The organism is Kitasatospora sp. NPDC005751, assembly GCF_040630835.1.
Taxonomy (GTDB): Bacteria; Actinomycetota; Actinomycetes; order Streptomycetales; family Streptomycetaceae; genus Kitasatospora.
This window is the reverse complement of the sequence record NZ_JBEXYC010000060.1, coordinates 1-18,425: the sequence shown is the minus strand read 5'-3', so window position 1 is coordinate 18,425 and position 18,425 is coordinate 1. Positions and strand designations below refer to the sequence as shown.

The 18,425-nt window shown below is 73.2% G+C and carries 17 protein-coding genes; 6 read left to right on the top strand and 11 right to left on the bottom strand.

What is annotated here, in order from left to right; translation table 11 throughout:
• The first annotated feature begins 7 nt into the window (after positions 1–7).
• The gene (locus ABZ497_RS31470; protein WP_359810188.1) at positions 8–1,309 is read left to right on the top strand and encodes an LCP family protein; all 1,302 of its coding nucleotides are present in this window, start codon (positions 8–10) and stop codon (positions 1,307–1,309) included.
• Positions 1,310–1,522: 213 nt separating this feature from the next.
• The gene (locus tag ABZ497_RS31465; protein WP_359810185.1) at positions 1,523–3,190 is read left to right on the top strand and encodes an LCP family protein; all 1,668 of its coding nucleotides are present in this window, start codon (positions 1,523–1,525) and stop codon (positions 3,188–3,190) included.
• A gap of 3 nt (positions 3,191–3,193) precedes the next feature.
• On the opposite strand, the gene ABZ497_RS31460 is transcribed toward ABZ497_RS31465, so the two are convergent.
• Together ABZ497_RS31460 and ABZ497_RS31455 are read right to left on the bottom strand one after the other, a co-directional pair.
• Complete coding sequence (locus tag ABZ497_RS31460; RefSeq protein ID WP_329487934.1) at positions 3,194–3,811, bottom strand: acyltransferase; 618 nt, start codon at positions 3,809–3,811, stop codon at positions 3,194–3,196.
• Between the two features lie 65 nt (positions 3,812–3,876).
• Positions 3,877–4,917 carry a glycosyltransferase gene (locus ABZ497_RS31455; protein ID WP_359810182.1) on the bottom strand — a complete coding sequence of 347 codons (1,041 nt, stop codon included), beginning with the start codon at positions 4,915–4,917 and terminating at the stop codon, positions 3,877–3,879.
• A gap of 164 nt (positions 4,918–5,081) precedes the next feature.
• On the opposite strand from ABZ497_RS31455, the gene ABZ497_RS31450 reads away from it, so the two are divergent.
• On the top strand, positions 5,082–6,629 hold the full coding sequence (locus tag ABZ497_RS31450; protein WP_359810179.1) for an LCP family protein: 1,548 nt from the start codon (positions 5,082–5,084) through the stop codon (positions 6,627–6,629).
• Positions 6,630–6,741: 112 nt separating this feature from the next.
• On the opposite strand, the gene ABZ497_RS31445 is transcribed toward ABZ497_RS31450, so the two are convergent.
• The 4 genes from ABZ497_RS31445 to ABZ497_RS31430 all read right to left on the bottom strand — a co-directional run bounded on the left by ABZ497_RS31445 (position 6,742) and on the right by ABZ497_RS31430 (position 11,184).
• Positions 6,742–9,312 (bottom strand): FtsX-like permease family protein, encoded by a 2,571-nt coding sequence (locus ABZ497_RS31445; RefSeq protein ID WP_359810176.1) that lies wholly within the window; start codon positions 9,310–9,312, stop codon positions 6,742–6,744.
• A gap of 14 nt (positions 9,313–9,326) precedes the next feature.
• Positions 9,327–10,109, bottom strand: coding sequence for an ABC transporter ATP-binding protein (locus tag ABZ497_RS31440; RefSeq protein ID WP_359810173.1), 783 nt, complete (start codon positions 10,107–10,109; stop codon positions 9,327–9,329).
• Between the two features lie 324 nt (positions 10,110–10,433).
• Positions 10,434–10,988 (bottom strand): NADPH-dependent FMN reductase, encoded by a 555-nt coding sequence (gene ssuE / locus ABZ497_RS31435; RefSeq protein WP_329487938.1) that lies wholly within the window; start codon positions 10,986–10,988, stop codon positions 10,434–10,436.
• Positions 10,989–11,106: 118 nt separating this feature from the next.
• Positions 11,107–11,184: a putative leader peptide gene (locus ABZ497_RS31430; protein WP_359810240.1), complete on the bottom strand. Its 78-nt coding sequence runs from the start codon at positions 11,182–11,184 to the stop codon at positions 11,107–11,109.
• A gap of 294 nt (positions 11,185–11,478) precedes the next feature.
• Here ABZ497_RS31430 and ABZ497_RS31425 point away from each other — a divergent pair, with 294 nt between their 5' ends.
• Complete coding sequence (locus ABZ497_RS31425) at positions 11,479–12,825, top strand: LCP family protein (RefSeq protein WP_359810170.1); 1,347 nt, start codon at positions 11,479–11,481, stop codon at positions 12,823–12,825.
• A gap of 132 nt (positions 12,826–12,957) precedes the next feature.
• Here the strand turns inward: ABZ497_RS31425 and ABZ497_RS31420 are convergent, their stop codons facing one another.
• Both ABZ497_RS31420 and ABZ497_RS31415 read right to left on the bottom strand, forming a co-directional pair.
• Positions 12,958–13,785, bottom strand: coding sequence for an arylamine N-acetyltransferase (locus tag ABZ497_RS31420; RefSeq protein ID WP_359810167.1), 828 nt, complete (start codon positions 13,783–13,785; stop codon positions 12,958–12,960).
• A 155-nt stretch (positions 13,786–13,940) separates the two neighbouring features.
• The gene (locus tag ABZ497_RS31415; protein WP_329487941.1) at positions 13,941–14,435 is read right to left on the bottom strand and encodes a peptidylprolyl isomerase; all 495 of its coding nucleotides are present in this window, start codon (positions 14,433–14,435) and stop codon (positions 13,941–13,943) included.
• Positions 14,436–14,691: 256 nt separating this feature from the next.
• Here ABZ497_RS31415 and ABZ497_RS31410 point away from each other — a divergent pair, with 256 nt between their 5' ends.
• Both ABZ497_RS31410 and ABZ497_RS31405 read left to right on the top strand, forming a co-directional pair.
• Positions 14,692–15,306 (top strand): NAD(P)H-dependent oxidoreductase, encoded by a 615-nt coding sequence (locus ABZ497_RS31410; protein ID WP_329487942.1) that lies wholly within the window; start codon positions 14,692–14,694, stop codon positions 15,304–15,306.
• A gap of 179 nt (positions 15,307–15,485) precedes the next feature.
• Complete coding sequence (locus ABZ497_RS31405; protein ID WP_359810163.1) at positions 15,486–16,085, top strand: hypothetical protein; 600 nt, start codon at positions 15,486–15,488, stop codon at positions 16,083–16,085.
• A gap of 145 nt (positions 16,086–16,230) precedes the next feature.
• Here ABZ497_RS31405 and ABZ497_RS31400 read toward each other — a convergent pair whose 3' ends face one another.
• The 3 genes from ABZ497_RS31400 to ABZ497_RS31390 form a co-directional block, all read right to left on the bottom strand.
• Entirely contained in the window at positions 16,231–16,731 is a 501-nt protein-coding gene (locus tag ABZ497_RS31400; protein WP_359810160.1) for a GNAT family N-acetyltransferase, read from the bottom strand.
• A 100-nt stretch (positions 16,732–16,831) separates the two neighbouring features.
• A complete protein-coding gene (locus ABZ497_RS31395; RefSeq protein ID WP_359810157.1) occupies positions 16,832–18,055 on the bottom strand; it encodes a beta-ketoacyl-ACP synthase II in 1,224 nt (407 codons plus the stop codon).
• Between the two features lie 276 nt (positions 18,056–18,331).
• A partial coding sequence (locus ABZ497_RS31390) for an acyl-CoA dehydrogenase family protein (protein WP_132919430.1) occupies positions 18,332–18,425 on the bottom strand: 94 nt, incomplete at its 5' end.

The window sequence follows — 18,425 nt, the reverse complement described above, 5'->3', positions numbered from 1 at the left end:
CCCTGCCATGGCCGAGGACGACACCGAGCACCCCCCGACCGAGAACCCCCCGACCGGGGACGCCCGCGCGACCGCGGGCTCCCCGGACCGGGACTCCCCCGACCCGGAGCCCGCGGCCCCGGACTTCCCGACCAGGCCCCGGCGCAGGCGCCGGCGGTGGCTGATGATCACCGCCGGCGTCCTCGCCCTCCTGCTGGTCGCCTGCGGCACCGTGCTCTGGATCGCCTACCGCAAGCTGGACGGCAACATCCGGACCGACTCCGCCACCGACCAGCTGCTGGCCCGGCTGGAGGCCGAACGGCCCAGCCGCACCGCGGGGGCCAAGGGCGCCGAGAACATCCTGCTGATCGGCAGTGACGACCGCACCGGTGCCAATGCCACGTACGGCGAGGCCGGCGGCCAGCGCTCGGACACCACGATCCTGCTGCACCTGGCGGCGGACCGGAAGCACGCGACCGCCGTCTCCATCCCGCGCGACGTCATGGTCACCGTGCCGGTCTGCGAGAAGCCGGACGGCACCCGGAGCAGGCAGGTGCTGGCGCAGTTCAACTCGGCCTTCGAGACCGGCGGCCCGGCCTGCTCGATCCGGGCCGTCGAACAGCTGAGCGGCATCCGGATGGACCACTACGTGATCCTCGACTTCCACGGCTTCAAGACGATGGTGGACGCCGTGGACGGCGTCGAGGTGTGCGTCCCGCAGGCGATCCACGACAAGGACGCCAAGCTGGACCTGCCGGCCGGGCGGCAGACCCTGCGCGGCGAACAGGCGCTCGGCTACGTCCGCGCCCGGGAGACCCTCGGCGACGGCAGCGACACCCAGCGGATGGGCCGTCAGCAGCAGTTCCTGGCCGCCCTGATCCGCAAGGTCCAGTCGCAGGGGGTGCTGCTGAACCCGGCCCGGCTCTGGCCGGTGCTCGACGCGGCGACCTCCTCGGTCCGGGCCGACGGCGGCCTCTCCTCGCTCGGCGCGCTCTACGACCTGACCCAGGACCTGCGCGGTATCCCGTCCGCCGACGCGGTCTTCCTGACCGCGCCGCGCCGCCCGTACCGCTTCGACTCGGACCGGGACGAGTTCGTACAGCCGCTGACCACCCAGCTGTTCACGGCGCTGCGCGACGACCGCTCGATCACCGTCCGCCCGCCGGGCTCCCCCGACCCGTCGGCGGTGGCGGGCGCGAGCCCGGGACCCTCGGGGGCGGTGACGGCGGAGGCCGGATCGGACCGGGCCGCCGGTGCGTCACCCACCGCGACCACGGCGCCCTCGTTCGAGGGACGCACCGCGGACATGGACGGCTGCGCGATCCATTGACCACCTGGTCAGGGTCACCCTTTTGTGTACAGATCATGACCCGGAATGGCTTTGAGGGAAATTCACCGGAACACGATGTGCCTGGTGAATTGCGGTTCCCGAACATGGCGGAGATCACACCAGGAACAATTCCCGTACTCGACTCGTCTAGTGTGTCCGGGTCGGCGCGCAGCCCGTGCGCCACCCGAGGACCGGTCGGAGGGAGGGAACCCCGTGCAGCAGGACAGCCAGGAGACCGACCCCGCCGACCCGTGGATCCCGCCGGCCCACGGCGCGCCGTACCGGTCCGAGCAGGCCCGGTCCGAGCAGGCCGCGGGCATCCCGGTCCAGCGCCGCCGGACGCCCGGCGCCGCCGCCGAGGCCGCCCCCGGGGCCGCGCACACCGGCGGCCGGGCCGCCCGCCGCCGCCAGGCCGCCGCCGAGCGCCCGCGCCGGCGGGTGCTGAAGTGGACCGCCGGCGTCGGCGCGCTGGTCCTGGTGGCCGGCTGCGGCGGGGCCTACTACGCGTACCAGCACTTCAACAACAACATCACCGCCGTCAAGGTGCAGCTGGGCAGCGAGGCGGAGCGGCCCAAGGCGGCCGGCGACGCGCTCAACATCCTGGTCATCGGCACCGACAGCCGCGAGGGCCTGGGCCGCGAGTACGGCGACGAGGGCAGCACCGGACACGCGGACACCACCCTGCTGTTCCACGTCGCCAAGGACCGCAGCAACGCCACCGTGATCAGCATTCCGCGCGATCTGATGGTGCCGATCCCCGACTGCGAGAACACCGGCGGCAAGAAGATCCCCGGTTCCGCGCGGGCCATGTTCAACGAGAGCCTCGGCCAGGAGGGCCGCGATCCGGGCTGCACCTGGAAGACCGTCGAGAAGGCGACGGGAATCCGGGTCGACCACTTCGTGATGGTCAACTTCGACGCCGTGAAAACGCTCTCCACCGCCGTCGGTGGGGTCGAGGTGTGCGCGGCCAAGGACATCAACGACGCGGACTCGCACCTGCGGATGAGCAAGGGCCGGCACGTCGTCCAGGGCGACGAGGCGCTGGCCTTCGTCCGCACCCGGCACGCCGTCGGCTTCGGCGGCGACCTCACCCGGATCCCGCTGCAGCAGCAGTTCATCAGCTCGATGATCCGCTCGATCAAGAGCAGTGACACCCTGACCAGCCCGACCAAGCTGTGGAAGCTCGCCGACGCCGCCACCAAGGCGCTCACCGTGGACGACGGGATCGGCAGCGTCGACAAGCTGAAGGACCTGGCGCTGGACATCAGCAAGGTCGACACCAAGAACATCACCTTCACCACCGCGCCGGTGCTGGACGACCCGAAGGACAAGGACCGGCTGGTGCTCAAGCAGCCGGACGCCGGGCAGGTGTTCTCGCTGGTCGCCCAGGACCGCTCGCTGACCGGGAACGCCGCCGCCCCGGCCGCGCCCGGGGCCGGCGCCACCGAGGCCGCCGCCGCGCCGACGGCGGCCGCGCCCTCGCCGACGGCCACCGCCGCCGCGGTGGACGCCAAGAACGTCCGGGTCGCGGTGCACAACGGCAGCGGGACGCCCGGGCAGGCCCAGCAGGCCGTCGACAAGCTCCGGGCCCAGGGCTTCGCGAAGGCCGCCACCGCCCCCAACGCGACTGCCACGCCCAGCAGTTCGGTGTCCTACCCGGCCGGCAAGGCTGCCGAGGCGGCCGCGCTGGCCGCCTCCCTCGGACTGCCGGCCGACGCGGTCCGGGAGGACCCGAAGGCCGGCAGCAGGGACGGGCTGGCCGTGGTCCTCGGCAAGGACGTCCTGGCCGCCGCGAACGCCGTCCCGTCCGTCGCGCCGACCGAGGCGCCCAAGGACCTCCAGCGCGTCCAGGCGGACGACACCGACGTCTGCGCCAAGTGACCCTCAGCGCGGGGCGAGCAGGCCGTCCGTCTCACGGTAGCGCTCACCGGTGCGCGGGCAGCGCCAGCCGTCCCCGCCGTCCGGCTCCAGCGGCTCGCCGGCCCGGCCGACCCACTTGATCCGGCGGGCCGGGACACCGGCCACCAGGGCGAAGTCCGGGACGTCCCGGTGCACCACGGCGCCGGCCGCGACCAGCGCCCAGCGGCCGACCGTCACCCCCGCGACCAGCACCGCGCGGCCGCCGATCGAACAGCCCTCCCGGAGGGTCACCCCGCGGGCGTGCCAGTCGTCGCCGCGCTTGAGCCGGCCGTCGACGTCGACGGAGCGCGGGTAGAGGTCGTTGGTGAGCACGGCCGCCGGGCCGATGAACACGCCGTCCTCGACCACCGCGGGCTCGTACACCAGCGCGTGGTTCTGCAGCTTGACCCGGTCCCCGATCCGCACGCCCGGGCCGACGTAGGCGCCGCGCCCGATGACGCAGTCGGCGCCGATCACCGCGTCCTCGCGCACCTGGGCCAGGTGCCAGACGGTCGTCCCGGCGCCGAGCACCGCCCGGCCGTCCACGTCCGCGGTCGCCTCGACCCGGGCACCGACGACGGACCCGCCCTCAACTGTCCCCATGGCGCCCGACGATAGCGTCGGGGCGGGGGCGGTGAGAGCGGGTCGGGGGGATTGGCCGGATCGGGTCAGCGGGCCTCGGCGACCACGTCGGCGGTCGCCGGGGACCGGCTGGCGATCACCCGGCGGGCCAGCGAACGCGGCGAGGTGAGGAAGCCGAAGCCCCAGCTGAGGTGCATGGTCGCGAAGGCCACCGGGAGCAGCGCCTTGGCCTTCGCCGAGAGGCCGCGGCCCTCGACCAGCGCACCGCCGACGATGCCGAGCAGATAGGCGCCGGGCACCGCGAGGAAGGCCGGGTGGACGGCCGCGCCGAGCACCAGCCCGAGGGTCACGCCGAGGAAGGCCGCCGGCGGGGCGAGGTAGCGGAAGTTGACCGAGCCCTTGTGGTAGCGGGTGACGACCCGGCGCCAGCGGCCGTAGTCCTTGTACTGCTTGGCCAGCGCCCGCACGGTGGGCCGGGGACGGTAGGTGACGCGCAGCTGCGGGGTGAACCAGACCAGCCCGCCCGCCTGCCGGATGCGGTAGTTGAGCTCCCAGTCCTGGGCGCGGACGAACTCCTCGTTGTACCCGCTGAGCCGCTCCAGCACCTCGCGCCGGAACACCCCGAGGTAGACGGTGTCCGCCGGGCCCGCCAGGCCGCCGGTGTGGAAGGCCGCGTTGCCGACCCCGATCTTGGAGGTCATCGCGGCGGCGACGGCGTTCTCCCACTCGGTCTCGCCCTCGGCGTGCATGATGCCACCGACGTTGGCGGCCTCCATCTCGCCGAGCAGCCGGACCGCCGTGGTGATGTAGCCGGGGGTCAGCAGGCCGTGCCCGTCGACGCGGACCACTATCGGATGGCTGGAGCCGCGGATCGCGGCGTTCAGCCCGGCGGGGGTGCGGCCGGTGGGGTTCTCCACCGTCCTGACCCGCGCGTCCTCGGCGGTCAGTTCGGCGGCGATCTGCGCGGTCCGGTCGGAGGACGGACCGAGGGCGATCACCACCTCCATCGGCCCGGCGTAGTCCTGTTCCAGGATGTGCCGGACGGCCGTGCGCAGGTGTCGTTCCTCGTTGAGCACCGGCATGATCACGGAGACCGCCGGCAGCTCCTCAGCAGCCTTGGTGTTCATCGGGGCCAACCGTACCGGTGCGGACCGGTCTCCGTCTTGTCCCGGTCTGGGCGACGTGCCGCCCCCGGCGCCGAAGGAACGATTCGCCGCTCGGGCCCACCGTACTCTCCGCCCCCGGCGCGCCCTCACCGGCCCCGGAGCGGGCCGCCCCTACCATCCGAGAGATGCCCGTTTCCCCCCGTTCCGCCGTGCCCGGACGGCGCCGTGCCTGGCCCCGCCGACTGGCCGCCGGCATCGCCTTCGGCGTCCTCACCACCTCCGGCGGCGGCTGGGCGGTCCTGCACGGCCTCGGCTCGATCGACCGGGTGGACGCCTTCAGCGGCGACGCGGCCCGGCCCGCCGACGACGGCTCCACCACCTTCCTGCTGGTCGGCACCGACGAGCGGGAGGGCATCCCGGAGAAGACGCTCAAGGAGGTGCTGCACGCCGGGGGCGAGTCCTGCCACTGCACCGACACCATGATGATCGTCCAGGTCGCCGGGGACGGCTCCCGGGCCAGCGTGATCAGCATCCCCCGGGACTCCTACGTGGACATCCCCGCCCACCGGGACCAGGTCACCCGCAAGGACGTCCCGGCCGGCAAGGGGAAGGTCAACGCGGCGTTCGGGATGGGCGGGCCGCAGCTCACCGTCGCCACCGTGGAGCAGAACACCGGGCTGCGGATCGACCACTACCTCCAGGTGAACTTCGCCGGGTTCGTCTCCGCCGTGGACGCCGTCGGCGGCGTGCGGGTCTGCACCAACAAGCCGCTCAAGGACGACTACTCCGGCCTCGACCTGCCGGCCGGCACCAGCACCCTGGACGGCGCCGGCGCGCTCAGGTACGTCCGCGCCCGGCACGTGGACGGCAGCGCCGACCTCGGCCGGATGCACCGCCAGCAGAAGTTCGTCGCCCAGCTGCTGCACCAGGTGACCGACAGCGGCACGCTGTTCAACCCCGTCCGGCTGGCCCGGCTGACGGACAGCCTGCTCGGCTCGGTGAAGGCGGACAAGGACCTCACCACCGACGACCTGATCACCCTGGCGTCCAGGCTGAGGGAGCTCTCGGCGGGGCGCGCGGACTTCGCGACCGTGCCGCTGGCGAAGCTGGACCACCAGGTGGCCGGCTGGGGCTCGACCGTGCTCTGGGACCAGGCGGGGGCGAAGGCCCTGTTCGACGCCGTGCGGGCCGGGCGGCCGCTGAACGCCGCGGCGGGCGCGGCGGGCCCGGCCCCGGCCGACGAGCCCGAACCGGGCGGGGCCGCCTCCCCCGGCGCCGCGACCACCGCGCCGAGCGCCGCGGCGACCCCGGTCGCCCCGGCCGCGGTGCCCCCCGAGCAGGTGCACGTCCAGGTGTTCAACGCGGCCGGGGTGCCCGGTCTGGGCGCCCGGGTCGACGGCGACCTGCGGCGGGCGGGCTTCGCCACCACCGGCGCGCCGTCGAACGCCCCGGCGGGGACGGCGCCCGGCCGGACGGTGGTCCGCTACGACCCGCGCTGGACCGAGTCCGCCCGGACGCTGGCCGCCGCGCTCCCGGGCGCCGAGTCGACCGCCGTCCCCGGCCTCGGGCCCACCCTCCAGGTGTACGCGGGCGGGGACTACCCGGCCGCCCCGGGCGCGAGCCCGGCCGCGGCCACCGTCGCACCGCTGCCGCCGCCCCCGGCCCCGGCGCCCGCCGCGACCCCGTCGGCCACCGTGGCGGCCGAGAAGGCGTCCGACATCGTCTGCCCGTAGGCCCGCAGGCCCGGGTCTCGTGCTGCCGGGCCTGGGCGCCGGGAACGCCGGCAGGGGCCGGGTGCTGTGACGCACCCGGCCCCTGCCCTCCCCCGATCCCCCGATCCGGGGGTCAGTCCGTCGCGATGGCCGCGAGGACGTTCATCCGACCGGCCCGGAAGGCCGGTACGAGAGCCGCGACCAGGCCGATGACCACCGAGGCGACCAGCGTGACCACGATCGTGCCGGTCGGGACGGCCAGCGTCTCCAGCCCCTGGTCCTTGAGGACCCGCTGACCGGTGATGCCCCAGGCCAGGCCGAGACCGGTCCCGAGGATCGCGCCGAACAGGGCGATCACCACGGACTCCAGCCGGATCATCCGGCGCAGCTGACGCCGGGAGAGCCCGATCGCCCGCAGCAGGCCGATCTCCCGGGTCCGCTCCACCACCGAGAGCGCCAGGGTGTTGACGACGCCTAGCACCGCGACCACGATCGCGAGGCCGAGCATGCCGTAGATGATGTAGAGCAGGGAGTTGACCTGCTCCTGGACGAGGTCCTTGTAGCCGGCCTGGTCCCGCACGGTGACCTGCGGGTACTCCTTGAAGGAGGACTCCAGCGCGGTGAGCGTCCCGGCGACGTCCGAACCGGGCCGGGCCTTGCCGAAGACGACCGCGTCATTGCCCTGGTCGGCGACCGGGACGGCCTTGCCGAGGGTGTCCAGGCCGATGAAGTAGTTGCCGTCGAAGAGCGAGTTGCCCTTGGTCAGGATCGCGCCGACCGGCAGGGTCTGGGCGCGGCCCTTCCCGTAGTCGATGCCGATCCGGTCGCCGACCTTGAGACCGTGGTCCGCGGCGTAGGTCTCCCCGACCACGATCGCGCCCTGGCCGAGCGCGTCCGCGCTGCCGGACTTGACCGGGAGTTTGAAGTCCGCGGTGAAGCTCGGCGAGACCGCGGACACGCCCTCCTTGGCCGTCTTGCCGTCCGGGGTGGTGAGGAGCGCCGGTACGAACTGCTGACGGGTGATGTGCGCGATGCCCGGCGTGTTCTCGGCCGCCTTCACCATCTCGGGGGTGAGACCGGTGCGGCCGGCGGAGATGATGTAGTCCGCGCCGACCGACGTGTCGATCTGCTCGTTGGTGGACTTGATCACCGAGGAGGTGAAGACCGAGGCACCGATGACGAGCGCGAGGCCGATCATCAGGGCGCCGGCGGTGGCGCCCGTCCGACGCGGGTTGCGCATCGCGTTGCGCTGGGCGAGCTTGCCGGACGGGCCGAACAGAGCCGGCAGCAGCGCGCCGAGCACCCGGACCACGCTGGTGGCCAGCAGCGGACCGAGGACGACGAAGCCGATCAGGGTGAGCAGCACGCCCAGGCCCAGGTACTGCCCGCCGGTGGCCGCCTTGTCGGCCTTGGCGGCCAGGACGAGCAGGCCGCCGCCGCCGGCGGTCAGCACCAGGCCGATCACCGTGCGCACGAGGTTGGAGCGGCCCTCGGCCGGAGTGCCGTGGTCGCGCAGGGCCGCCATCGGGGCGATCCGGGCGGCCCGGCGGGCCGGGAACCAGGCCGCGACCAGCGTGACCACGATGCCGAGGGCGTAACCGGCGATCGGCACGTCCGCGGTGATCTGGAGGTCCGCGGCGCTGAGGTTCATGCCGATGGCCTTCATCAGCTGGATCAGACCGGCCGCCAGGCCCAGGCCGGCACCGAGGCCGATGGTCGAACCGAGCACCGCGAGGATCAGCGCCTCGATCAGCACCGAGCGGTTCACCTGCTTGCGGCTGCCGCCGATGGCGCGCAGCAGCCCGATCTCCCGGGTGCGCTGGGCGACCAGCATGGAGAAGGTGTTGATGATCAGGAAGCCGCCGACCAGGGCGGAGATCAGCGCGAAGCCGAGCATCGCGTTCTTCATGAAGCCGAGGAAGGAGCCGACGTCCTTGTTGTTCTCCGCCTTCTGCTCCGCCGCGGTCTTCACCTGGTAGCCGCCGCCGAGCGCGCCGAGGGCGTCCGCCTTCAGCTGCTCGTCGGTGCGGGTGCCGTCGCCGAAGGCCTCGACCGAGGTGTACGCGGTGGTGCCGAGCAGCACCTGCTGGGCGGTCGCGGTGTCCAGGAAGGCGAGCGCCGCGCCCGGGTTGGTGGTCTTGAAGGTCGCGATGCCGGCGATGGTGAAGTCGTGCTTGCCGCTGCCGGCGATCACCCGCAGCTTGCCGCCGAGGCCGAGGCCGGCCTTCTTGGCGGTGTCCGCGTCCAGCACGACCTGGTCGGCGCCCTGCGGGGTGTGCCCCGAGGTGATCTCCACCGAATTGCGCGGCGTCTCCGTCCAGTTGCCCGTCAGGGTGGGCGCGCCGCTGGTCGGGCCGATCGCCTTGTTGGTGGCCGGGTCGACCAGGACGGCGTCCTGGGTGAACACCTGCCCGACCGCGGTCCGCACCCCCGGGGTGGCGGCGATCCGCTGCACGGTGTCGACCGGGAGGGTCGCCACCTTGCCGCCGGGGGCGTCGTCGTCGCCGTCGATCCCGGCCTTGGCGGGCTGGACGGAGATGTCGGAGGCGGTCGAGGCGAAGAGCCGGTCGAAGGTGCTGGTGGCGGTGTTGGAGAACACCAGCGTGCCGGACACGAACGCGACCGAGAGGACGATCGCGAGCAGCGAGAGCACCATCCGCCCCTTGTGGGCGAGGAAGGTTCTCAGTGAGGTCTTGAGCAGCATGTCCCGGTCCCCGCTCAGCTCGTGCGCTTGCCGTCGAAACGGCGCATGCGTTCGAGGACGGAGTCGGCGGTGGGGGCGTGCATCTCGTCGACGATGACGCCGTCCGCGAGGAAGAGCACGCGGTCCGCGTAGCCGGCGGCCACCGGGTCGTGGGTGACCATGACGATGGTCTGGCCCAGTTCGTCCACCGAGCGACGCAGGAAGGTCAGCACCTCGGCGCCGGCCCGGGAGTCGAGGTTCCCGGTGGGCTCGTCGCCGAAGATGATCTCGGGGCGGGCGGCCAGGGCCCGGGCGACCGCGACGCGCTGCTGCTGGCCGCCGGAGAGCTGCGCCGGGCGGTGCTTGAGGCGGCCGGCCAGGCCGACGGTCTCGACGACCTGGTCCAGCCAGGCGGTGTCCGGCTTGCGGCCGGCGATGTCCATCGGGAGCGTGATGTTCTCCAGCGCGTTCAGCGTGGGGAGGAGGTTGAACGCCTGGAAGATGAAGCCGATCTTGTCCCGGCGCAACCTGGTGAGCTGCTTGTCCTTCAGGCCGGTGATCTCGGTGTCGCCGATCCAGATCCGGCCGTCGGTGACGGTGTCCAGGCCGGCCAGGCAGTGCATCAGGGTCGACTTGCCGGAGCCCGAGGGGCCCATGATCGCGGTGAAGCGGCCGCGCTGGATGTCGACGTCCACCGCGTTCAGTGCGGTGACCCTGGTCTCGGCCGTGCCGTAGGCCTTGGTCACCTGACGGGCCGAGGCGGCGACGGCGCCGCCGGGAAGCTGGGGGTTGTACACGGCTGCTGCTGCCGTCGTCACTGGATTCTCCTCAGAAGTGGGCCCACCCGTTGACTCCAGCCTCGTCGCTCCCACCTGCCCGCGAAATGGTGCAGGAGAGCGTTCTTGACCGGTAGTCAGCCCCACCCACCCGGTGTGTCCAGGACCCTCCGGTTCACCGGAACCTCGGTCCTGATCCGCACGAGCGGGGATGTGATCCACGTTAGGAGCGGCGAGCGAACCGCTCGTCATCCGCCGGTATGAAGCGGCCCAACCGTAGTTGTACGGGGCGCGGCGCCCCTCCCCCTAGGGGTCGCCGCCACCCTTCTCGGGGTCGGCCCGTACGGGACCGTGCCGCAGGCCCCGTCAGCCGGCGAAGGCCGGAGTGGCGAGCCGCTCCAGCGCCGTCGCGAAGGCCTCCACCACGGGCGTGAGCAGCACGTCCGTCTCGCGCTCGATCACGGTCGCACCGTCCTCCCGGACGGTGATGTGACGGTCGAGCACGAACCAGCCCTGGGTGATGTGGCCGGCGCCCATCGAGCTGAGCACCGGACGCAGCGCGTAGTCGACGGCCAGCACGTGCGCGGTGGAGCCGCCGGTGGCCAGCGGCAGGACGGCCTTGCCGGTCAGCGCGTACTGCGGCAGCACGTCGAGCAGGGTCTTCAGCAGACCCGAGTAGGCCGCCTTGTAGACCGGCGTGCCGATCACCACGCCGTCCGCCCGGGCGAAGAGCTCCAGCGCGGCGACTATCTCGGGATGGGAGAAGTCCGCCGAGAGCAGGGCGTGCGCGGGCAGACTGCGCACCTCGAACGGGACGACCCGGTGACCTCGGGCTTCGAGCTGCGCGTCGACGTGGCGCAGCAGGCGGGTGGTGCGGGAGGTCGCGGACGGCGAGCCGGAAACGGACAGGACGGTGGCCATGGGTTCACCTCGGGGCAGGAAGCGGGGACGGCGCTACGACAGCGGAGAGCACGCCACGCGGGCGGCGGGAAACGCTGGAGAGGGGTGTGCGGGGAGGAGAGGGTTCGACGGGCGCGCGTCAGCCACGACAGAGCGAACAGGACACACGCTGAAGGTCGACGTGCCGCCGACGCGTGAGGGTCCATCGCTGATCCATGGCAGTCATGCAAACACGCGCTGTTCGAACCGGTCAAGGATCGTTCCGGCTGGTGAACACAGGGTGAGACGGATGGTGAGACGGGCGGCGGTCGGACGGGGGCGGCGGCGGCAGCCGGCGCGGCGCCGTCCGCCACCCTCCGTGGGTCGGCCGTGAGCCCGCCGTGAGCCCGCCGCGCACCCGCGCGGGAACGTGCGGCGGAACGATCCGGCGCGTGCATCAAAACTGCTACAAGGGCCCCGGTGGGGGCCCCGGGGGGAGTCACCGCACCCGGCGTCGGGCATTCTCTCCCACATGAACACGTGGCAGGAGGGCCGCCCGGGCGGCGGTGGCAACGGCGGCGGCGCGTACGGGCGCGGCGGTGGCAACGCGGCCGAGCCGCCGCTGCCGGCTGGGCTGAACCCCCGCGGCCCGGGGGCCCCGGCGCCGCGACGGCCGCAGGAGTACGACCAGGCGCAGCCGGCCCAGGCGCCCGGCTACGGGTCCGCGCAGGGCTACGGGCAGCCGCAGTCGTACGGACAGCCCCAGGCGTACGGGCAGCCGGGCGGCCGTCCCGGCGTGCCCGCGCAGGGCCAGGGGGCGCCCGGCGGTCCCGGCGCGCCCGGCGGGCCGATAACCCCGGGCGGTACCCAGCCGCCCGCCGCCCGGCCCTCGCGCTGGCCGCGGCGCCGGATCGTCAAGTGGTCGGTGTTCGGCGTCCTGATCGCCGTCATGGTCACCGCCGTCTCGACCTGGTTCTGGGCCGACTCCAAGCTGAACCACGAGAACGTGCTCGCCGACTACCCCGGCCGCCCCGCCGCCGGGAAGGGCACCAACTGGCTGATCGTCGGCTCCGACAGCCGCAACGGGCTCTCCGACTCCCAGGAGGAGGACCTGCACACCGGCCACGCCGGCGGCAAGCGCAGCGACTCGATGATGATCCTGCACATCGGGGACGGCGGGAACACCCTGATGAGCATCCCGCGCGACTCCTGGGTGCCGATCCCCGAGCACACCGGCGACAACGGGAAGCCGGTCAAGGCGACCACCTCGAAGATCAATTCGGCCTTCGCGTCGGGCGGCGGCAAGCTGCTCGCGCAGACCGTCGAGCTCAACACCGGCCTGCGCATCGACCACTACGCCGAGATCGGCTTCGCCGGCTTCGTGGGCATCGTGGACTCGGTCGGCGGTGTCGACATGTGCATCGACCAGGACGTCAAGGACAAGGACTCCGGCCTCGACCTGAAGGCCGGCTGCCAGAGCCTGACCGGCACCCAGGCCCTCGCCTTCGTGCGCCAGCGCCACCAGATGGCCGACCAGGACCTCGGCCGGATGCGCAACCAGCAGAAGTTCCTCGGCGCGCTGGCCAAGCAGGCCGCCTCCCCCGCCACCGTGCTGAACCCGTTCACCTTCTACCCGCTGGTGGACTCCGGCCTCGGCACCCTGATCGTCGACGACGACGCCGGCCTGACCGACCTCGGCTCGCTCTTCCTCGCCATGAAGGACGTCAACGGCGGCGACGGCAAGAGCATCACCGTCCCGATCGCCAACCCGGACTTCCGGACCAACACCGGCGAGTCGGCGGTCAAGTGGGACAGCGCCAAGGCCAAGCAGGTCTTCGACGCCTTCAAGAACGACACCGCCGTACCGGACGTGAAGTGACACCGCCGGCCTCCGTGAGGCGCTGCGACGGGCCGGCCACCATGAGTGGACGTCTCTCGTCACCGCGTTGATCCACCGCCGCCGTCACCGCCTGGGGCTGCGGGAGGACGCCAGGCGGCCGGGCGGCACCGCCTAGGTATCCTCCGGCCGCGGTCGGGCGGCGGGCGCCGGGGGCACCGGCAGGCGGTCGAGGGTGATGCCGAAGTGCTCGCGGTAGGCGGCCAGGGCGCCGGCCTCGTCGAGGTCCTCCTCGGTGCGCACGCCGTCCGGGCCGGTACGGATCAGCCGGACGCCGCCGAGGGTGATCCGGCCGCCGTCCCGGGTGAGCCGCGAGCAGGTCGACGAGCGGGTGAAGTGGGAGTCCGGCGAGGTGGTCTGCCACCAGCAGGTCGGCACGAAGTCGGCCAGCCGGTGGGGGCGCAGGCCGAGCCGGTACTCCGGCCGGCCGTCCAGCAGCACGTCGAGCTCGTCGTCGGCGTGCGGGACCAGGGTGAACTCGCCGCCGGGTTCGCGCTGCGGGCCGCGCTCGTCCAGGCGCAGCGGGAAGTGGCTGAACCGGCCGAAGCCGACGTCGGCCAGCCAGGGCTCGGCCAGGTCGACCCGCAGGGCGAGGTGGTCGAACGGCGGGCCGGGCCGGTCCCCGTCGAAGGCCCGGGCGCCGAGCAGGTCCACCCGGTAGCCGAGCGCCCTCAGGAGCTCGGCGAACAGGCCGTTGAGTTCGTAGCAGAAGCCGCCGCGGCGCCGGGTGACGAGCTTGGCGAACAGCGTGCCGGGGTCGAGGACGACGGGCTCCCCGAGCCCGATGCCCAGGTTCTCGAAGGGCACGGTGCCCAGGTGCGCGCGGTGCAGCTCGGCGAGGGCGGCGGGCGAGGGCCGGCCGGGGCGCGGCAGGCCGATCCGCGCCAGGTAGGCGTCCACCTGGGTGTCGGTGAGGCCGTCGACGGCCGGGGGGTGATCCACGGTGTCCATTCCAGCGGGCCGGCGGGGAGCCGGGCCATCGGTCGTTGGACGTAGGGCTCAGGTCGCGCGGCCGGTCGTACCGGGCCGGGACGTGCGAGGAGCAGGAAGTCGGCCCGGCCGACTTCCTGCTCCTGGGCTCGTCAGGGGGTCGGACCTCAGGCCACGATGCCCGAGTCGGCGATGGTGATCTTCGCCGAGGTACGGCCGCTCTGCGAACCGTAGGACTCGATCTTCGTCACGAGGTCGAGGTTCTCGACGACCTCGCCGAAGACGACGTGCTTGCCGTCCAGCCAGTCGGTCACGATGGTGGTGATGAAGAACTGCGAGCCGTTGGTGTTGCGGCCCGCGTTGGCCATCGAGAGCTGGCCCGGCTTGGTGTGCTTGAGGGTGAAGTTCTCGTCCGCGAACTTCTCGCCGTAGATGCTCTTGCCGCCGGTGCCGTCACCGCGGGTGAAGTCACCGCCCTGCAGCATGAAGCCCGGGATGACGCGGTGGAACGAGGAGCCCTTGAAGCCGAAGCCGTGCTCGCCCGTGGCCAGCTCGCGGAAGTTCTTGGCGGTCTTCGGGACGATGTCGTCGAAGAGCTTGAAGACGATGCGCCCGGCCGGCTCGTCGTTGATGGTGATGTCGAAGTAAACGTTGGAACCCATGCAGGGATCATGGCATGCCGCCCCCCGGTACGCGCGACGGCCCCGTAAATCGTCCGGTCGCCGGGCGTGCCGCGGCTCCGGACCGGCCTCGACAGGGGCCGGCGGCGGGTGGCAGGGCGACCGGGGTGGTCCCGATGGCGGTGGCGGTCCCCGGCGGCACGCTCGCGCGGGGAGTCCGGCCAGGTCCCGGGCCCGCACCCCGCCGGGCGGTCCCCTAGCATCGCCCTCAGGTCAACCGACAAGGGGGGAACGGGACATGAGCGTGACGACGGAGACGGGGCGGATCGGCGTCTATCTGGCGCACCCGCGACCGGGCAGCTTCAACCACGCGCTGTTCGACGCCGTGGTGGACGAACTGCGCGGACGCGGCCACGAGGTGCTCGCGCACGATCTCTGCGCGGAGGGGTTCGAACCCGCGCTGGCCGCCGGGGAGACCGGGACGGTCGACGCCGCGGCGGAGCCGGCCGATCCGCGACTGGCCCTGCACCGGGCGGAGGTGGCCACCCTGGACGCGCTCGTCCTGATCCACCCCAACTGGTGGGGCATGCCGCCGGCCGTCCTGACCGGGTGGGTGCAGCGGGTGCTCGTGCCCGGCGTGGCGTACAAGCTCGGCACGGCGGACGGCGAGCCGGCCGGGCTGCTCCGGGCCGGGCGGGCCCTGGTGCTGAACACCTCCGACACCCCGGAGGAACGCGAGCGGGCCGAGTTCGGTGATCCGCTGGAGCGGATCTGGGCCGCCTGCGTGCTGCCCTACGTCGGCGTGACGGACGTGCGGCGGACCGTCTTCCGCACGGTGACGGACTCGGCCGACGCCGTCCGCGCGCAGTGGCTGCGCCAGGCGCGGCAGGAGGCGGCGGCGCTGATCGGCTGAGGCGGGTCGGAGCCCCGACACGGGCCGGAGTGGACGGCGGTGGTCGCCGCGACCGACCGGGCCGCCGTACCGGGGTGGCGGCGCGGCCGTCCGTGCTAGAACCGGCGGCGGCAGCGGGCGCGCACGCGCCCGGCGCCACCGTGCGATCCCATGTCACCGACCGCTTCCCCGGGAGACCCATGTCCACCGCACGCACCGCCCGCACCGGCCCGATCCGCCTGCTCCTGGCCGCCTTCGCGGCCCTGGCGCTCCTGCTCACCGGGGCCGCCACCGCGACCACCGCCGCCGCGGCCACCACCGGACTCGACGGGGCCTGGGCGTGTGACGTCCCGGCCGGGTACGTCTACGACCAGGTGGCCATGAACCGGACGTGCAGCTCCGGCAGCTGGAACGCACCGCAGTTCCACCTGCGGACGCCCGTCGACGGACTGACCGCCTGCAAGAGCTCGCCCGGGTTCGTCTACGACGCCATCACCTGGGGCAGCGCCTGCAGCCAGCAGCCCGGCGTGACCTCCAACGCGTACCACCTGCGGACGCCGGTGGACGGCCTCACCGCCTGTATGGGCACCCCGGCGTTCACCTACGACCGGATCACCTACACGAGCGCGTGCAGCCTCCAGCCCGGCGTCCAGGCCACCACCTTCCACCTCCGCAAGCCGGTCAACGGCCTCTGGGCGTGCACCGTCCCGTCCGGGTTCACGTACAGCCAGAGCACCCAGAACACCGACTGCAGCTACACCCAGGGTGTCCCGTCCACCAAGTACCTGTTGCTGGGCTGAAGCCCCGCGCACCGCCGGAGCAGGAAGTCGGCCGGGCCGACTTCCTGCTCCGCACTCTTAACGGGGACACCTCGGACGGCCCGATCTCCGGCCCCCGCCCCCCGGCTCGGCGGGCACCGGCGGGCCTGACTTCCGCCCGCCGGCCTCAGGCGCCCGAGGGCTCGGCGCCGGAGAGGTCGAGTTCCGCCACCTCCTGGTCGCCGCTGAGTTCGCCGGTGGGGCGGAACCCGAGGCGCCGGTAGAACGCGGCCGGGCCGTGGTCGCCGGGCACGTAGGTGACCGTCACCCGGTCGCCGCCGCGGCGGCGGATCTCCGCGCAGACCTGCTCGACCGCGAAGCGGCCGTAGCCCCGCCCCTGCTCGTCGGCGGCGATGTTGAGGCGCCAGAGACCGGAGCGGAGCCGGTCTCCGGGCCGGTCGGGCCGGAAGGCGATGTCGAAGAACGCCATCACGAACCCGACCGCGCGGTCGCCGTCGAAGAGCACCCGGGGCCAGGCGGTGTCGCCGTGCGCGTACGCCTCGGCCAGGGACTTGGCGACCGGCGAGACCAGCTGCTCCTGGTCCGGGCGCACCTTCAGTTCGAGCGCGGCGTCGATGGTGGCGGGGGTGACCTTCTCCAGTCGGAGGGTCGGCGATGACGTAGACATGGCGACCACCCTAGGTCGGGCCCGGCGAACCGTCTCCCGGGTTTCGCCGGGCCCGCCCCCCACTGCCCGGAGCCGGGCCTCCCGGGGCCCCCGCCGGACCTCACGGCGCCGGGGTGAAGACCAGCGTCGCGTTGTGGCCCCCGAACCCGAAGGAGTTGGTGAGCGCGGCGGTCAGCGCGCCCCGGCGCGGGGCACCGGTGACCACGTCCAGCTTCACGGCCGGGTCGACGGTGTCGAGGTTCCGGGTGGCCGGGACCACGCCGTCGCGCAGGGCGAGGACGGCGGCGAGGGCGCCGATCGCCCCGGCCGCGCCGAACAGGTGGCCGGTCATCGACTTGGTCGCCGTGACGACCGGGTGGAGCCCGATCGCCTCGACCACCGACTCGGCCTCGACCAGATCGCCCAGCGGGGTCGAGGTGGCGTGGGCGTGCACGTGCGCGATGTCGGCCGGCGCCAGGCCCGCCTCGGCCACCGCCCGGCGCATCGCCCGGACCTGGCCCTCGGCCGCGGCCGCGGTGATGTGGAACGCGTCCGAGGTGACCGCCGCGCCGGCGAGCGTGGCGTGCGCCCGGGCCGACCGGGCCGCGGCGAACCCGGCCCGCTCCAGGACGACCACCACCGACCCCTCACCGATCACGAAGCCGTCCCGGCCCGCGTCGAACGGACGGGAGGCCAGTTCGGGCTCGTCGTTGCGGGTGGAGTGGGCCTTGGCCTGGGCGAACCCGGCCAGCGTGAGCGGGCAGACGCAGGCCTCGGCGCCACCCGCGACCACCACGTCCGCCCGGCCGAGCCGGATGAGGTCCAGGCCCATCGCGATCGCCTCGGCGCCGGACGCGCAGGCGCTCACCGGTGTGTGCGCGCCGGCCCGCGCGCCCAGTTCGATGCTGACCCAGGCCGCCGGGCCGTTCGCCATCAGCATCGGCACCGTGTGCGGGGAGACCTTGCGGACCCCGGAGGCCTCCAGCACGTCGTCCTGCCCGAGCATGGTGAGCGCGCCGCCGGTACCCGTGCCGATCACCACGGCCAGCCGCTCCGGATCCACCTCGGGCGTGCCCGCGTCGGCCCAGGCCTGCCGGGCGGCGATCAGCGCCACCTGCTCGCAGCGGTCCATCCGCCGGGCCTGCACCCGGTCCAGCACCTCGGACGGCTCGACCGCCAGCCGCCCGGCTATCCGCACCGGCAGCCCGGCCGCCCACTCGTCCTCGATCGCCCGGATGCCCGACCGCCCGGCCAGCATCCCGGCCCAGGTCGAGGCGACGTCCCCGCCGAGCGGCGTCGTCGCGCCGAGCCCGGTGACCACCACGCGGTCGTCGTCAGCACTCATCGACCGAACCCCCTGCTTGTTGTGGAGATTGTGAGAGAGCCACAACTCCCCGCGCCGGTGAGCACGGGGAGTCGCGGACTCATCTGCCACTGTGCCAGGGCATTGATGGTCATTCAGATGTGCAGCGCAACCGATTCGACCACGAGCTCTTTGTAGGGTTTATCCATGATCTCAGGTCACCGACTCAGGGTCACCAGCTCAGGGGGCACCGGCTCACGGGTCACCAGCTCGGGGCGCACGAGCTCGGGGGCCATGTGCCCAGGTCGCCGGCTCCGGTTACGGCAGGTTGCGGGCCATCACGATCCGCTGGACCTGGTTGGTGCCCTCGTAGATCTGCGTGATCTTCGCGTCCCGCATCATCCGCTCCACC

What these genes read in the sequence shown, in the direction of transcription:
- ABZ497_RS31470 (WP_359810188.1), top strand. Translation starts at nt 8, where the DNA reads ATGGCCGAGGACGACACCGAGCACCCCCCGACCGAGAACCCCCCGACC.
- ABZ497_RS31460 (WP_329487934.1), bottom strand. Translation starts at nt 3,811, where the DNA reads ATGGGGACAGTTGAGGGCGGGTCCGTCGTCGGTGCCCGGGTCGAGGCG.
- ABZ497_RS31455 (WP_359810182.1), bottom strand. Translation starts at nt 4,917, where the DNA reads ATGAACACCAAGGCTGCTGAGGAGCTGCCGGCGGTCTCCGTGATCATG.
- ABZ497_RS31450 (WP_359810179.1), top strand. Translation starts at nt 5,082, where the DNA reads ATGCCCGTTTCCCCCCGTTCCGCCGTGCCCGGACGGCGCCGTGCCTGG.
- ABZ497_RS31445 (WP_359810176.1), bottom strand. Translation starts at nt 9,312, where the DNA reads ATGCTGCTCAAGACCTCACTGAGAACCTTCCTCGCCCACAAGGGGCGG.
- ssuE (WP_329487938.1), bottom strand. Translation starts at nt 10,988, where the DNA reads ATGGCCACCGTCCTGTCCGTTTCCGGCTCGCCGTCCGCGACCTCCCGC.
- ABZ497_RS31430 (WP_359810240.1), bottom strand. Translation starts at nt 11,184, where the DNA reads ATGGATCAGCGATGGACCCTCACGCGTCGGCGGCACGTCGACCTTCAG.
- ABZ497_RS31425 (WP_359810170.1), top strand. Translation starts at nt 11,479, where the DNA reads ATGAACACGTGGCAGGAGGGCCGCCCGGGCGGCGGTGGCAACGGCGGC.
- ABZ497_RS31415 (WP_329487941.1), bottom strand. Translation starts at nt 14,435, where the DNA reads ATGGGTTCCAACGTTTACTTCGACATCACCATCAACGACGAGCCGGCC.
- ABZ497_RS31410 (WP_329487942.1), top strand. Translation starts at nt 14,692, where the DNA reads ATGAGCGTGACGACGGAGACGGGGCGGATCGGCGTCTATCTGGCGCAC.
- ABZ497_RS31405 (WP_359810163.1), top strand. Translation starts at nt 15,486, where the DNA reads ATGTCCACCGCACGCACCGCCCGCACCGGCCCGATCCGCCTGCTCCTG.
- ABZ497_RS31400 (WP_359810160.1), bottom strand. Translation starts at nt 16,731, where the DNA reads ATGTCTACGTCATCGCCGACCCTCCGACTGGAGAAGGTCACCCCCGCC.
- ABZ497_RS31395 (WP_359810157.1), bottom strand. Translation starts at nt 18,055, where the DNA reads ATGAGTGCTGACGACGACCGCGTGGTGGTCACCGGGCTCGGCGCGACG.